This is a genomic window from Streptococcus sp. CM6 (genome assembly GCF_000526095.1).
GTDB lineage: Bacteria > Bacillota > Bacilli > Lactobacillales > Streptococcaceae > Streptococcus > Streptococcus oralis_BW.
The window spans coordinates 26,335-40,840 of sequence record NZ_JATS01000018.1; the positions used below are offsets into that span (position 1 = coordinate 26,335).

Here is a 14,506-nt window from a genome sequence, read left to right on the forward strand (position 1 = left end):
ACTAGTCCTTGTTTAGTGTTCGAAGCGCTGCCTGATAGGTTTGCGCCATCAGCATGGTAATGGTCATAGGACCAACTCCACCCGGTACAGGTGTGATGTGACTAGCAAGTGGTGCAACGGCATCATAATCAACATCTCCACAAAGCTTGCCGTTTTCATCTCGGTTCATCCCAACGTCAATGACAACCGCTCCTGGTTTGACAAAGTCAGCAGTCACAAACTTAGCGCGACCGATAGCTACGACAAGAATATCTGCCTTAGCAGCCACCTTGGCAAGATGATGGGTGCGTGAGTGGGTCAAGGTTACTGTTGCATTCTTAGCCAAAAGTAGCTGGGCCATCGGTTTACCAACAATATTTGAGCGACCGATAACAACCGCATTTTTACCTTCCAACTCAATCCCATATTCATGAAACATCTCCATAATTCCTGCAGGTGTCGAAGGAATCATAACTGGATGACCAGACCAGAGGCGACCCATGTTTAGCGGGTGGAAACCATCCACATCTTTTTCGGGATCAATGGCTAATAAAACTGCCTCTTCATCAATATGTTTTGGTAAAGGTAACTGGACCAAAATCCCATGCCAAGCTGAATCTTGATTGTATTTGGCAATCAAGTCTAACAATTCCGCCTGGGTAATGGTCTCTGGAACTCGCACTACTTCACTACGGAAGCCAGCAGCGAGAGCTGAGCGTTCCTTGTTGCGAACGTAGACTTGGCTGGCTGGATTATCTCCCACCAAAATCACCACCAAGCCTGGAACTAAACCTGTTTCTTCTTTTAGTTTAGCCGTCTTTTCAGTCAACTGCCCCTGTAACTTAGCCGCAAGAGCCTTCCCATCAATAATCTGTGCCATATCTCTTCTCTTTTCTATCAGATATCCTCTATTATAACAAAAAATACCTTGTCATTCTAACACTTCTTGACTAATGGACCTTATAGTCAAAAACTATAAGAAAAAGCCCTTATCGAGCTTTTATGCCTATTTATATTAGGAGAATCTATCATGTTTTCTTTTTTACTTTTGGAGTCGGTAAGACTTCATACATATCCTTGATTAGTTTCGCTAGAAATGACTTATCTTCAAGATCTTCTAGCAAAATCATCTCCTTAGCTCCTTCATAAGGACGTTCAAGCCTAGTCTGTTCCAATTGATCCATGACCACCTTCACAGGCTTCAGTAACAGACGATTATCATAGATTCCCCCAATAATCTTCCCACGATAATAAAGGATATACTCTCCCATCATTGGACGATAACTCATCTCCTCTAGCTCTGATAGCTGTTCGAGAATAAAATCTAAATATTCTTTACTGGAAGCCATGATGCCTACTCCGCTTCTTCTAAAAATGAGGTATTACAAAACCTTACTCAAAAATTCCTTGGTCCGTTGTTCTTTTGTTTGATTGAAAATCTCTTCTGGAGTTCCATCTTCGACAACAACTCCATCCGCCATAAAGATAACACGGTCTGCTACCTCACGCGCAAAGCCCATTTCATGCGTCACAATCACCATAGTCATCCCTGACTTGGCAAGGTCTTGCATAACAGCTAGAACTTCTCCAACCATCTCAGGGTCAAGGGCTGAAGTCGGCTCATCAAAAAGCAAAACATCTGGTTCCATAGCAAGTCCACGTGCAATAGCAATCCGTTGTTGCTGACCACCAGACAAACTCTGAGGATAGGCCGTCGCCTTATCTGGCAAACCAACTTTTTCTAACAGTTCCTGTGCTCTTTTCTCCGCAACTTCCTTGCTTTCACCTTTAGTTTTGATTGGGGACAAAGTGATATTTTCCATGACCGTCATATTAGGAAAGAGGTTGAATTGTTGGAATACCATACCCATCTTTTCACGCATAGCAAAAAGGTCATTTTTCTTATCAGTGATATCAACTCCTTCAAAGATAACCTTACCTTTACTTGCTTCTTCAAGGAGATTCATCGAACGAAGGAGAGTTGATTTCCCGCTCCCTGACGGTCCGATAATGACCACAACTTCTCCACGTTTAATCTCAAGATTGATGCCTTTTAAAACTTCATTTTTCCCAAAAGACTTATGTAGTTCTTCAATTTTAATCAAAGTTTCTGTCATTATTTCTTGTCTCCTTGTCCAATATGTTTTTCAAATGCTTTCAACGCCACTGTCAAAACAGAGGTCATAATCAAATAGTAAAAGGCTGCAAATAAAAGGGGAGTCAACGGTAAATAAGTTGTTGTTGCTACAGTCGTTGCACCATTCCACAACTCCATCACCCCAATTGCCGACAAGAGGGAACTATCCTTGATAATGGTGATAAATTCATTTCCCAGCGCTGGAAGAATATTCTTGATAGCTTGTGGCAAAATGACATAACGCATGGCATTTTTCGGACGAATACCTAGAGAATATGCGGCCTCTAACTGCCCTTTAGGAACCGCATTGATCCCAGCACGAACAGTTTCTGAAACGTAAGCTCCACTGTTCATAGAAATAATCAGAATACCAGGAATCAAACGAGAAAGATCAACTCCTAAAATTCCCACTTGAATAGTCGGAGCATTGATATGCATAAGAGCAAAGGCAATCATTATTTGAACCATCATCGGAGTTCCACGGAAGATCCAAACATACACATTTGCAAACCAAACGAGCGGTTTAAAGCGTGAACGTTGAGCAAAGGCCAGTAAGACACCTATAATGGTCCCTAAGCAGACAACAAGGATAGAAATCAATACGGTAATCAGAGCACCATAGTTAAAATATGGTAAATACTTTGGTAAAAAAGAAAAATTCATATTCAATCAACTTTCTATGTATTAGATTGTATGATTATAACACGAATTGAATTAAAATGCAATATTTTTCTCTAATTTTAACAATTAACTTGATAGAATAGAGAAATAGAGAGAAATCACAGTTTTTTTCTAGTCAACTACCTCTTGTTTATGGTAAAATAGAAACGATAAGAAATGGAGGAGAATCAAAATGGAATCACATTTGGTTAGAATCATTAACCGCCTAGAAGCAATGACAAAAGATGGTGGAAATCTAAAACGTAATTTTGAACGTGAAGGTGTTGTTGTCGCAGAAGTTGCATACAGCCACGACGAAGAAAACGGATCACTCTTCACTCTTCGCGATGTAGAAGCTCGTGAAACCTATACCTTTGATAGCATTGATTTGATTGCAATGGAGATCTACGAACTCCTTTACTAATATACAAACAGCAGAGAGACCCCTGCTTGATGAATGAGAATCCTTTTTGTCACCACAAATGGGATTTTTTTCTTACCTTCAAGTCGCTTAATCCTCCATAAATCCTTCTTTTAAAAATGACCACTTCCCAATCTTTTTACTTGCTTTACACCTTAATCATGCTATAATGAGAGTATAAAACTTTGACTATTCTTGACCTTTTTCTTAGGTCAAGAATACGAATGAAATGAGGTAGATGTATGCTCTGTCAAAACTGTAAAATTAACGACTCAACAATTCATCTGTATACCAATATCAATGGACAGCAAAAACAAATTGATCTCTGTCAAAATTGCTATAAAATTATCAAAACAGATCCAAATAATACCCTCTTTAAAGGAATGACTGACTTAAACAATCGTGACTTTGATCCTTTTGGAGACTTTTTCAATGATTTGAACAATTTCAGGGCTTCTTCAAATAACGTCCCTCCAACTCAATCCGGTGGGGGATACGGAGGTAATGGGGGATACGGACCTCAAAACCGCGGACCTGTTCAAACACCTCCTCCTAGCCAAGAAAGAGGGCTCCTAGAGGAATATGGTATCAACGTGACTGAAATAGCTCGTCGGGGAGATATTGACCCTGTTATAGGTCGAGATGAGGAGATTATCCGCGTTATCGAAATCCTCAACCGTCGAACCAAGAACAATCCTGTCCTTATCGGAGAACCAGGTGTTGGTAAAACTGCCGTTGTCGAAGGTTTAGCTCAGAAGATTGTCGATGGTGATGTTCCCCACAAACTCCAAGGCAAGCAGGTCATCCGTCTGGATGTAGTCAGTCTAGTCCAAGGGACAGGGATCCGAGGCCAATTTGAGGAACGTATGCAAAAACTCATGGAAGAAATTCGCAAACGCGAGGACATCATCCTCTTTATCGATGAAATCCATGAAATTGTTGGCGCTGGATCTGCTGGCGATGGCAATATGGATGCAGGAAATATCCTCAAACCAGCCCTTGCCCGTGGTGAATTGCAACTGGTCGGCGCCACTACTCTCAATGAATACCGTATCATTGAAAAAGATGCTGCCCTCGAACGCCGTATGCAGCCTGTCAAGGTAGATGAACCAACTGTCGAAGAAACCATTACCATCCTCAAAGGGGTTCAAAAGAAATACGAAGACTACCATCACGTCAAGTATACTGATGCTGCCATCGAAGCAGCTGCTACTCTTTCCAATCGTTACATCCAAGATCGCTTCTTGCCAGACAAGGCTATTGACCTGTTGGATGAAGCTGGTTCTAAGATGAATCTGACACTGAACTTTGTTGATCCTAAAGTGATTGATCAGCGTTTAATTGAAGCTGAAAATCTCAAGGCTCAGGCTACACGAGAGGAAGACTTTGAAAAAGCTGCCTATTTCCGCGATCAGATTGCCAAGTACAAGGAAATGCAGAAAAACAAGGTGACTGACCAAGATACTCCTATCATTAGCGAGAAAACCATTGAACATATCATTGAGCAGAAAACCAATATTCCTGTCGGAGAACTCAAAGAAAAAGAACAGTCTCAGCTTATCCATCTAGCAGACGACCTCAAAGCTCATGTCATTGGTCAAGATGAAGCTGTTGATAAGATTGCCAAGGCCATCCGTCGTAATCGAGTTGGACTTGGAACTCCTAACCGGCCAATCGGAAGCTTCCTCTTTGTCGGACCAACTGGTGTCGGTAAGACAGAACTTTCCAAACAACTAGCCATTGAGCTCTTTGGCTCTGCTGACAGCATGATTCGCTTTGATATGAGCGAATACATGGAAAAACACAGTGTGGCTAAATTAGTCGGAGCCCCTCCAGGCTATGTCGGCTACGATGAAGCAGGTCAGTTAACGGAAAAAGTTCGTCGCAATCCCTACTCTCTCATCCTTCTCGATGAAGTTGAAAAAGCCCACCCAGATGTGATGCACATGTTCCTTCAAGTCTTGGACGATGGTCGTTTGACTGATGGGCAAGGACGGACAGTTAGCTTTAAGGATGCTATCATTATCATGACCTCAAATGCGGGTACCGGTAAGGCCGAAGCCAGCGTTGGTTTTGGAGCTGCTCGTGAAGGTCGAACCAACTCTGTTCTCGGTGAACTCGGTAACTTCTTTAGCCCAGAGTTTATGAACCGTTTTGACGGCATCATCGAATTTAAACCTCTCAGCAAGGACAACCTTCTCCAAATCGTCGAACTCATGCTAGCGGATGTCAACAAACGCCTCTCTAGCAACAACATCCACCTCGATGTGACAGACAAGGTCAAGGAAAAGTTGGTTGACCTAGGTTATGATCCCAAAATGGGAGCACGCCCACTCCGTCGTACCATTCAAGACCATATCGAGGATGCTATTACAGACTACTACCTTGAAAATCCAAGCGAAAAAGACCTCAAGGCAGTCATGACAAGCAATGGTAAGATTCAAATCAAATCTGCCAAAAAAACTGAAAAAACAGAAGAGGTTACTTCTGAAAAAGAAGAATAAAACGACCTAACAAGTGCAGAAAGTCTATCATTTTCTGCACCTTTTTTACTAAAATAAATGCAAAACCTTGACAGCTAGTCCCTCGTCCATTATGATAATAATAAAGATACTAAAGAATGAGGAAAATTCAATGGCAAACCCAACTTTTGGTGAAAAAAAGGAGAATGTGACTTACCAGCCCCGCTATGGTGTGTACGCAGTTATTCCGGATGAAGAAAAAAAACAAATTGTCTTAGTCCAAGCTCCCAATGGTGCTTGGTTCTTGCCAGGTGGAGAGATTGAAGCAGGCGAAGCTCATCAAGAAGCACTGAAGAGAGAACTAATCGAAGAACTTGGCTTTACAGCTGAGATCGGGACCTATTATGGGCAAGCTGATGAGTATTTCTACTCTCGACACCGTGATACCTACTACTATAACCCAGCTTATCTCTATGAAGCTATTTCTTTCCAAGAAGTACAGAAGCCATTGGAAGATTTTAATCATATTGCTTGGTTTCCTATTGATGAAGCAATTGAAAAACTCAAACGTGGTAGCCATAAATGGGGAATAGAAGCTTGGAAAATCCAGCATGGAATTGGCTAAAATACACGATTTTATCCAAAAAGTGCTATAATAGAGTTAGAAAATCGGAGGAACTGTTATGAAGCTTATCAACACGACTAATTCACACTCGCAACTTGTTAAAAGCCAATTAGAAAGTACTGATGCAACTCTTGTCGAGGTCTATTCGGCCGGAAATACAGATGTGGTTTTCACACAAGCCCCGCTTCACTATGAAATCCTCATTTCCAACAAACACCGTGCTATTCGTGAACCCGAAATTGAAACCATCCAAGACTTCTTCTTGAAACGTAAAATTGACAAAGGAAGCATCGATGAAGCCAATATCAAAACCCTCTATTCGGATAAATTGATTGAGATTTCAATCCCTATAAAATAAGAAAACCAGCTTAAAAGCTGGTTTTCACTTATAAAAAAGATTGGTAATACACAACTACCAATCTTTTTTATTATGTGACTATTAGTCCGTCTCGCACCTAACGGGTGGTTATGATTTCACAGCCTCTTTAAAAGCATCTACCTTATCCAAACGTTCCCATGGAAGGTCAATATCTGTACGTCCCATGTGACCATATGCCGCTGTTTGACGGTAAATTGGACGTTTAAGATCCAGCATTTGGATAATTCCTGCAGGGCGAAGATCAAAGATTTGACGCGCAGCTTTTTCAAGTTTGCTTTCAGCTACTGTTCCTGTACCAAAAGTATCGATACGAACAGAGACAGGCTGCGCCACACCGATGGCATAGGCCAATTGCACTTCTACTTTCTTAGCAAGACCTGCTGCCACGATATTCTTGGCAATGTAGCGAGCCGCATAAGAGGCTGAACGGTCCACCTTCGTCGCATCCTTACCAGAGAAGGCACCGCCACCATGACGAGAATACCCACCATAGGTATCCACGATGATCTTACGACCAGTCAAACCTGAGTCTCCTTGAGGTCCACCGATTACAAAGCGGCCAGTCGGATTGATGAAGAATTTTGTTTGCTCATCCAAGTAAGAAGCTGGAATAACTTCTTTGATAACCTTGTTAATCACATCTTGATGGATTTGTTCATTAGTAGCTTCTGGATCGTGCTGAGTTGAAATAACGACTGTGTCCACACGTACCGGACGATCATTTTCATCATACTCAACTGTAACTTGTGATTTTGCGTCTGGGCGAAGATAGCTGATTTCACCAGACTTACGAAGTTCTGCCAAGCGACGAACCAGTTTGTGGCTGAGTGAAATTGGCAATGGCATGAGTTCTTCTGTCTCATCCACTGCAAATCCAAACATGAGACCTTGGTCACCAGCACCAATCAAGTCAAGCGGATCTTGATCTGCATTTCCACGGACTTCCAAGGCTTCGTTAACACCTTGGGCGATATCCGGTGACTGCTCAACAAGCGATGGATGAACTCCAACTGTTTCCGCAGAAAAACCATATTCTGCATTCGTATAACCAATCTCTGCAATGGTATCACGAACCACACGGTTGATATCCACATAGGCATTTGTAGAAATTTCACCAAAAACATGGACAGAACCAGTGTATACAGCTGTCTCAGCAGCAACGTGCGCCTCTGGATCCTTTGCTAAAATAGCATCCAAAATCGCATCTGAAATTTGGTCTGCAATCTTATCTGGATGCCCCTCAGATACAGATTCAGACGTGAATAATTTACGTTCTGACATAAAAATGTCCCCCCTTAAAAAATATTGTTATAGAGTTACAAAGTACTGATAGGAAAACTACTAGTAATGAATACCTACCATCTTATCGGGACTATATAACCTTATCATTATACCACTTTTTACTCATTTTTGCATTCTTTTCGATAATTTATAAAACAAAGTTACAAAAAGGAGCCATTCAGCTCCAATTTTGTTCTTAAAATGTTTGGCGTTTGGCTTTCTGCTCTGCACGGCCACGTGCGCGATTTTCAGCACGCTTGGTTTTGCGACGTTTTTCATCAACCGCCCATTTGATTTTCTTCTTATAGCCCGGTTTGACTTTTTTCTTTTTCTTTTTGACCAAGCCAATCATTTCAATATCAAGCTTATCCTGCTTCTTTTCACGGTTGGCACGACGATCACGGTCATAGGTATCTTGGAACTCTCCGTCTTTGATCATCTTAGGAATAAACTTGATCCCTAATTTCTCCAACTCACGGATGTCCGAGTCATCACTTGGTTGGTAAAGGGTAATAGCTGTGCCAGGTAGACCATTTCGTCCCGTCCGTCCAACACGGTGAACAAAGAAAGATAAATCCTGCGGAATGGCGTCATTGATGACATGACTAACACCTTCAATGTCAATTCCGCGCGCTGCCAAGTCCGTTGCGACAATGTACTCAAAATCCAGATTTTTCACCTGGTTCATGATCCGCTTGCGTTCACGAGGAGCAATATCTCCATGAATCTTTGCTACCTTCAATCCTTTGGCAGTCAAGTAGGCATGTAACTCATCAGCACGCGTTTTTGTGTTAACAAAGATCATTGCCAAATAAGGCTGCATCAACTGAGTCAATTCATAAATCTGAGCATTCTTGTCGCGGCCCTTGGTCGAAATCAACCAGTTATCAATCGTATCTGAGATGACTGTCTTGGTCTTGATTTTTTCCATGACAGGATTTGACAAGTATTTTTTCAAGAACGGTTGCAATTTTTGTGGAATAGTCGCTGAAAAGACCATGAATTGCAAGTCTTTTGGAAGGCTCCCTGCAATCTTATCGACTGTCTCCAAGAATCCCATATCCAAGGTCATATCGGCTTCATCGACGACAAAGGTCTTGGCCTTGTGAATAGCCAAATCACCAGATTTGACCAAGTCATAGATGCGACCTGGCGTTCCGATAACGATATGTGGTTGGTTGCTAGCCAGTTTTTCAATCTGACGCGCCTTATCCGTACCACCTACATAATTAACCACACGAACTTCTACATCTGAGTGAGCTGCAATCTGACGAGCTGCTTGGTAAATTTGAGTAGCCAACTCACGACTTGGTGCAGTAATGACTGCTTGCACACTATCGCTAGTTTCATCTAATTGCTGAAAAATGGGTAGTAAGAAAGTGTGGGTTTTTCCTGAACCTGTTTTTGACTCGCCCACCAAGTCACGACCTGCCAAGACAATAGGAATCAACTTTTCCTGAACTTCGGTAGGAGTCGTAAACTTCAACTCCTCCAATGCCTTTTCTATATAGTTTTTAAACTGAAATTTCGTAAATGACATATTATCCTCGATTCTATTTATCTAACCATTATACCATATTTTGTCCTATTTCAGTAGCTTCATTTGAATCTCAGTCCTGTATTAAAGATTCAAGTAGCTTAAAAGGTTGGAACCTCTGATTCCAACCTCTTTCATTATTTCCAGGTCAATACAGCATTCAAACCATAGTGGTCACTGACTTGTGGACCATTTTGGCCATCAAAAACTACATGCAAACTTTCCACTTCTAAGTCTTTTGTCGTAAAGACATAGTCGATTCGTAGTGGTTCGGTATTGCCTTTCCAGCCATCAATTTCTGGTGGAACGGTATAGCTACCACTTCTTTCTTTCGCAACTTCAAACGCGTCTTGTAATCCTAATGGGCTAGCTAAAATCGCTTGATAGCCTTCCTGACCAGCTGGGTTGTTGAAATCTCCAGCTAAAATCAGAGGTTTCTTCAACTCTTTTAATACAACCTCAAATCGTGCCCATTCTTCTTGGAAACCTTTATCCCACCAAGAGAGATGGACACTTGCAAGAGCAAGTTCCTTGCCTTCAACTACTGTTTCTGCTAAAGCAACTCGACGAGTGTGGTAATCTGTTGGATCATCTACATCTGATACTAAAATCTCACGCGCCTTAATCGGTGTTTTGGATAAGATAGCTACACCTTCATGGTAGCGGTCATAGCCAATATGATTATAAGCCCAAGTCCAGTAGTAGTTTTTCCCTTTCTCAGCCAATTTTTCAACCAGAAGTCGTACATAGTGATCCTGATGAATAGGTTCTGCTGATGGTAAAGCTTGATAGTGATTGTTAACCTCTACCTCCGGCGAAGTCATTTCTTGATTAATTTCTTGAAAACAAATCAAATCATAATCTTTGTCAAGAATATCTTGGAGCAAGAGCTGGAATTTTTCCTCTGCTTCTTTTTCCATCCAACTATGAGTATTGAGTGTTAAAAATTTCATGCTTTTCTCCTAAAACAAGAGGTTGGAAAACAGCTTCCAACCTCGAGTATATTACAATTCTACTTTAGCAACTGCTGTTTTAGCTGCAAGAGAACCTGTTTGTTCTAATTTAACTGATTTGATAGCATCACCATTTGTAAAGACAACCACTGTTGATGTTTCACGACCTGCTGCACGGATAGCATCCAAGTCAGCTGTAACAAGAAGATCACCTGCTGCAACCTTTTGTCCTTCAGAAACGTGAACAGTAAATGGTTTTCCTTCAAGGCTTACAGTATCCAAACCAATATGAACAAGTACTTCAAGACCTGATTCAGTAACAAGTCCAAGTGCATGTTTTGTTGGGAAGATACTTGATACAGTACCTGTAACTGGAGATACAATGTTTCCATTTGCTGGTTCTACTGCAAAACCATCACCCATCATTTTTTGAGCAAAGACTGGATCTTTCACTTGTTCCAAGGCAATAACTTGACCGTCAGCTACTGAGTAAACTTCCTCAGTTACACCTTTAAAATGTACAGTATTTTTTTGAGCTTCTGTCATTTGGCTTGGAAGAGTTTCAGGAATTACTTCACCTGAGTCAAGGATATCTTGGATATCAGATTTCAATACGTCAGCTTTTGGTCCGTAGATAGCTTGGACACCTTGTCCTTTCATGACAAGCCCCATAGCGCCTTCTGCTTTCCATTGTTCCTCAGTACCAACACGATCTGCATCCTTAACAGTTACACGAAGACGAGTCATACATGCATCTACATCTACGATGTTTGCACGACCACCAAGAAGGTTAATGATATTTACAGCTTGAGAAGCCGCTGCAACTTTTGTTTCTCCTGGAGCTGCATCTTCTGATGCTCCTTCAGCAGTTTCATAGTTTCCGTTACGTCCTGGAGTTGCATAGTTGAATTTCTTAATCATGAAGTTGGCAATGAAGTACATGATGACTGCAAAGAGGACAGTTACCCAGATAAAGTTAATGATATCCATACCAAGACCAGCGTTGATAGCTAGCGGAGTACGAGTCAAGAATTCAATTGAACCGAATGAGTGCACACGAAGGTGAACAATATCCGCCATAGCAAAGGCAGCACCTTGAACAAGAGCATACACTAGGTAAAGAGGTGTTGCGATAAACATAAACATATACTCGATAGGTTCAGTAACCCCTGTCAAGAATGTTGCAAGGGCTGTCGCAATCATCATACCCTTGTATTGGTGTTTCTTGTCAGCATCAACATTGCGGTAGATAGCAACGATGACACCCATCAAGATACCGAATGAACCAATCATTTGTCCAACTTTGAAACGAGCTGGGTGAACAGTATCTAACAAGTGTTGGTATTGACTAGCATCAGTACCTTTAAGGTTTACAAGGTCTGTTACCCATGCAAGCCATAGTGGGTCTTGACCGAATACTTGAGTACCTTTAGCTGCACCAGTTAAAATGTCATAAGTACCACCAAGAGCTGTATAGTTCATTGGGATAGTCAACATGTGGTGAAGACCAAATGGCAAGAGCAAACGTTCCAAAGTACCATACAAGAATGGTGCAAGAACAGGTGCTGTTTCTTGTGAATTGGCAATCCAGATACCAAAGTTGTTGATACCTGTTTGAACAACTGGCCAGAAAGCTGCAAGTACAATTGCTGCAATAGCTGAACGAAGGATGACAACGAATGGTACGAAGCGTTTCCCATTGAAGAATGAAAGCGCATCAGGAAGTTTACGGTAGTTGTAGTATTTGTTAAAGGCAGTTGCCCCTACAAAACCAGAGATAATCCCTACAAAAACACCCATGTTCAATGCTGGTGCTTCAAGAACACTGATGAAGTAATCAGAAACTTTGATTGAGCCTCCAAAGAGAGTAGTGACCATAGCCTCAGGGTTTTTCAGCATATCACTTGTAACTCCAAAGATAGTACCAGTGATACGGTTGATTAAGATAAAGGCAAGCCCGGCTGCAAAAGCACCGCCTGCACGTTCTTTTGCCCAGCTACCACCGATAGCAAGAGCAAACAAAATATGAAGGTTACCGATAACTCCCCAACCGATTTGCTCAAGAATTCCACCTGTAATAACAAGTGGGGCAAGATTTGGGTCAATCAATGCAAGCGACTTACCGATTGAAATCATCAAACCAGCAGCCGGCATAACAGCGATAACCACCATCAATGCCTTACCGAATTTTTGCCAAAATTCGAAAGACAAGACATTTTTGAATGTATCTTTCATCATTCAAATCTCCTTTATATTTTTTAGGCAAACGTTTTACGAAAACGTTTGCACTTATTTATAATTCAATTATACCACTTTATTTTTTTTTGTAAAGGCTTTTATAAAAAAATTGTCTACTTTTTTTAATTTTTAGAAGGAAAAAGAGAAGTTTACGAAAACTTCTCTTTTAAAAATGTATCATTTTTCTGATTTGTTCTGCAATTTGCATTTATATCCAATTAGATTTTCAAGAATCGACGCATCGAAATTCCTGAACCAATTGAACCAATGAAAATTCCGATTACAAATAGTAGAACTGTCATCAAAGGGACAAACACATTTGGCGTAATCATTGATAAGTTTTGGCCTACCAAGGATTTATTGACCGATTGATAAACGATATTGTAAACAAAGAATACAAGAACTGAGGGAATCGCTGCGCCAAGCAAGCCAATAAAAGCACCTTCTAGCAAGAATGGGCCACGGATATAGCCATTTCTCGCTCCTACAAGACGCATGATCTGAATCTCACGACTACGTGAAATAATGGTGATACGAATGGTATTGGAGATGAGGAAGACTGCGATAAAAATCAAGAGCCCTGCAATAACCAATCCCCAAACACGGATAAAGGAAGCTAGTTCAAAAAGTCGTTGAGTGTTGGCTCCACCATCTTGAACTTCTGATACTCCCTCAATTTTCTTTGCTTCTTCAGCTACTGTTTTAACATCACTCGGAGAATTTGTATCGACGATATAGGCATCATAGAGAGGGTTTGCATCCCCTTCAAAGACCTTCCAATCGTCACCCATTGTTTCCGTCAGTTTCTCGTATTGTTCTTCTTTACTTGAGAAGGTAACACTTTTTACAGCAGGCATAGCTTTCAAAGCATCATAGACCTTGTGGTAGTCATTATTGGTAACTGTCTGACCTTCTTTTTCAATCGTTTCACTGTTATCTGCTACATCCTTACGAATGTAGACCATAACACGAACGTTGTTTTCAATATCGGTAGCCAGTTTTGCTGTATTAAAAATTACGGATGCAAATAAGGCAACGAGCGTCAAGGTAATCATAACCGAACTTACTGCTGCTACTGTCATCCAGCCATTTCGTTTTAAACTCTTTAATGATTCAAATAAATGGCGAAAAAATCTACTAATCATCGTATCCATATTCTCCTTTAGCTTCGTCACGAACGACACGGCCGTTTTCAATGGCAATGACACGGTGGCGCAAGGTATTTACGATCTGGCTGTTGTGGGTCGCCATCAAAACAGTTGTCCCTTGAAGATTGATGCGTTCCAACAGATTCATAATTTCCCACGAATTATCTGGGTCCAAGTTTCCTGTTGGTTCATCAGCAATCAATACTTTAGGATTGTTGACAATCGCACGGGCAATCGCAATCCGTTGCTGTTCTCCACCTGAGAGTTCATTCGGGAAAGAACGAACCTTGTGTTTCAAACCTACTAGGTCCAACACTTCCATAACACGTTTTTTGATGTTACGGCGATTCTCTCCGATAACTTCCATTGCGTAGGCAATATTCTCATAAACCGTTTTCTTAGGCAAGAGTTTGTAATCTTGAAAGACAACCCCAACACTACGACGTAGAAGCGGGATATCTTTCTTCTTAATTTTAACTAAATTAAAGCCTGCAACTGATAGGCTTCCTTTTTCGATCTTTACTTCTCGGTATAAAGCTCGAATAAAGGTTGACTTACCTGCCCCAGAAGGTCCTACGATATAGGCAAACTCTCCTGGTTCAATGGTGACAGAGACACCACGCAGGGCAGTCGTTCCATTATCATACTTTTTGACAACATCTCTCATTTCAATGATTGACATATGA

General features: G+C 41.3%; 14 protein-coding genes. 4 read left to right on the forward strand and 10 right to left on the reverse strand.

Going from position 1 to position 14,506, the window contains the following annotated elements; all coding sequences use genetic code 11:
* Position 1: 1 nt before the first annotated feature.
* The 4 genes from HMPREF1516_RS04695 to HMPREF1516_RS04710 all read right to left on the reverse strand — a co-directional run bounded on the left by HMPREF1516_RS04695 (position 2) and on the right by HMPREF1516_RS04710 (position 2,779).
* On the reverse strand, positions 2 to 859 hold the full coding sequence (locus tag HMPREF1516_RS04695) for a bifunctional methylenetetrahydrofolate dehydrogenase/methenyltetrahydrofolate cyclohydrolase (RefSeq protein WP_000057235.1): 858 nt from the start codon (positions 857 to 859) through the stop codon (positions 2 to 4).
* 148 nt (positions 860 to 1,007) lie between these two features.
* Positions 1,008 to 1,328 (reverse strand): TfoX/Sxy family protein, encoded by a 321-nt coding sequence (locus HMPREF1516_RS04700; protein WP_033605904.1) that lies wholly within the window; start codon positions 1,326 to 1,328, stop codon positions 1,008 to 1,010.
* Between the two features lie 33 nt (positions 1,329 to 1,361).
* Positions 1,362 to 2,096 carry an amino acid ABC transporter ATP-binding protein gene (locus tag HMPREF1516_RS04705; protein ID WP_000140926.1) on the reverse strand — a complete coding sequence of 245 codons (735 nt, stop codon included), beginning with the start codon at positions 2,094 to 2,096 and terminating at the stop codon, positions 1,362 to 1,364.
* A complete protein-coding gene (locus HMPREF1516_RS04710) occupies positions 2,096 to 2,779 on the reverse strand; it encodes an amino acid ABC transporter permease (protein ID WP_001011622.1) in 684 nt (227 codons plus the stop codon). Before HMPREF1516_RS04710 ends, HMPREF1516_RS04705 begins: the two co-directional genes overlap by 1 nt.
* 190 nt (positions 2,780 to 2,969) lie before the next feature.
* Here HMPREF1516_RS04710 and HMPREF1516_RS04715 point away from each other — a divergent pair, with 190 nt between their 5' ends.
* From HMPREF1516_RS04715 to HMPREF1516_RS04730, 4 genes are all read left to right on the forward strand, one after another.
* The gene (locus tag HMPREF1516_RS04715; protein WP_000443577.1) at positions 2,970 to 3,200 is read left to right on the forward strand and encodes a DUF1797 family protein; all 231 of its coding nucleotides are present in this window, start codon (positions 2,970 to 2,972) and stop codon (positions 3,198 to 3,200) included.
* A gap of 239 nt (positions 3,201 to 3,439) precedes the next feature.
* Complete coding sequence (locus HMPREF1516_RS04720; RefSeq protein WP_000882490.1) at positions 3,440 to 5,701, forward strand: ATP-dependent Clp protease ATP-binding subunit; 2,262 nt, start codon at positions 3,440 to 3,442, stop codon at positions 5,699 to 5,701.
* Positions 5,702 to 5,831: 130 nt separating this feature from the next.
* The gene (locus HMPREF1516_RS04725) at positions 5,832 to 6,284 is read left to right on the forward strand and encodes an NUDIX hydrolase (protein WP_007520352.1); all 453 of its coding nucleotides are present in this window, start codon (positions 5,832 to 5,834) and stop codon (positions 6,282 to 6,284) included.
* Positions 6,285 to 6,342: 58 nt separating this feature from the next.
* A complete protein-coding gene (locus tag HMPREF1516_RS04730) occupies positions 6,343 to 6,642 on the forward strand; it encodes a DUF1827 family protein (protein WP_000767205.1) in 300 nt (99 codons plus the stop codon).
* 108 nt (positions 6,643 to 6,750) lie between these two features.
* On the opposite strand, the gene metK is transcribed toward HMPREF1516_RS04730, so the two are convergent.
* The 6 genes from metK to ftsE form a co-directional block, all read right to left on the reverse strand.
* Complete coding sequence (metK, locus tag HMPREF1516_RS04735; RefSeq protein WP_000003924.1) at positions 6,751 to 7,944, reverse strand: methionine adenosyltransferase; 1,194 nt, start codon at positions 7,942 to 7,944, stop codon at positions 6,751 to 6,753.
* A gap of 196 nt (positions 7,945 to 8,140) precedes the next feature.
* Positions 8,141 to 9,484 (reverse strand): DEAD/DEAH box helicase, encoded by a 1,344-nt coding sequence (locus HMPREF1516_RS04740; protein ID WP_033605905.1) that lies wholly within the window; start codon positions 9,482 to 9,484, stop codon positions 8,141 to 8,143.
* A gap of 134 nt (positions 9,485 to 9,618) precedes the next feature.
* On the reverse strand, positions 9,619 to 10,434 hold the full coding sequence (locus HMPREF1516_RS04745) for an endonuclease/exonuclease/phosphatase family protein (RefSeq protein ID WP_033605907.1): 816 nt from the start codon (positions 10,432 to 10,434) through the stop codon (positions 9,619 to 9,621).
* Positions 10,435 to 10,485: 51 nt separating this feature from the next.
* Positions 10,486 to 12,672 carry a PTS transporter subunit IIBC gene (locus HMPREF1516_RS04750; RefSeq protein WP_084647644.1) on the reverse strand — a complete coding sequence of 729 codons (2,187 nt, stop codon included), beginning with the start codon at positions 12,670 to 12,672 and terminating at the stop codon, positions 10,486 to 10,488.
* A 218-nt stretch (positions 12,673 to 12,890) separates the two neighbouring features.
* Positions 12,891 to 13,817, reverse strand: coding sequence for a permease-like cell division protein FtsX (gene ftsX, locus HMPREF1516_RS04755; RefSeq protein WP_033605908.1), 927 nt, complete (start codon positions 13,815 to 13,817; stop codon positions 12,891 to 12,893).
* On the reverse strand, positions 13,810 to 14,502 hold the full coding sequence (gene ftsE / locus HMPREF1516_RS04760) for a cell division ATP-binding protein FtsE (protein WP_000022271.1): 693 nt from the start codon (positions 14,500 to 14,502) through the stop codon (positions 13,810 to 13,812). Before ftsE ends, ftsX begins: the two co-directional genes overlap by 8 nt.
* Positions 14,503 to 14,506: the final 4 nt, after the last annotated feature.

Coding starts and splice junctions, on each gene's coding strand:
- HMPREF1516_RS04720 (WP_000882490.1), top strand. CDS start 3,440: ATGCTCTGTCAAAACTGTAAAATTAACGACTCAACAATTCATCTGTAT.
- HMPREF1516_RS04750 (WP_084647644.1), bottom strand. CDS start 12,672: ATGATGAAAGATACATTCAAAAATGTCTTGTCTTTCGAATTTTGGCAA.
- HMPREF1516_RS04695 (WP_000057235.1), bottom strand. CDS start 859: ATGGCACAGATTATTGATGGGAAGGCTCTTGCGGCTAAGTTACAGGGG.
- HMPREF1516_RS04745 (WP_033605907.1), bottom strand. CDS start 10,434: ATGAAATTTTTAACACTCAATACTCATAGTTGGATGGAAAAAGAAGCA.
- HMPREF1516_RS04700 (WP_033605904.1), bottom strand. CDS start 1,328: ATGGCTTCCAGTAAAGAATATTTAGATTTTATTCTCGAACAGCTATCA.
- HMPREF1516_RS04715 (WP_000443577.1), top strand. CDS start 2,970: ATGGAATCACATTTGGTTAGAATCATTAACCGCCTAGAAGCAATGACA.
- ftsE (WP_000022271.1), bottom strand. CDS start 14,502: ATGTCAATCATTGAAATGAGAGATGTTGTCAAAAAGTATGATAATGGA.
- HMPREF1516_RS04725 (WP_007520352.1), top strand. CDS start 5,832: ATGGCAAACCCAACTTTTGGTGAAAAAAAGGAGAATGTGACTTACCAG.
- HMPREF1516_RS04740 (WP_033605905.1), bottom strand. CDS start 9,484: ATGTCATTTACGAAATTTCAGTTTAAAAACTATATAGAAAAGGCATTG.
- ftsX (WP_033605908.1), bottom strand. CDS start 13,817: ATGATTAGTAGATTTTTTCGCCATTTATTTGAATCATTAAAGAGTTTA.
- HMPREF1516_RS04710 (WP_001011622.1), bottom strand. CDS start 2,779: ATGAATTTTTCTTTTTTACCAAAGTATTTACCATATTTTAACTATGGT.
- metK (WP_000003924.1), bottom strand. CDS start 7,944: ATGTCAGAACGTAAATTATTCACGTCTGAATCTGTATCTGAGGGGCAT.
- HMPREF1516_RS04730 (WP_000767205.1), top strand. CDS start 6,343: ATGAAGCTTATCAACACGACTAATTCACACTCGCAACTTGTTAAAAGC.
- HMPREF1516_RS04705 (WP_000140926.1), bottom strand. CDS start 2,096: ATGACAGAAACTTTGATTAAAATTGAAGAACTACATAAGTCTTTTGGG.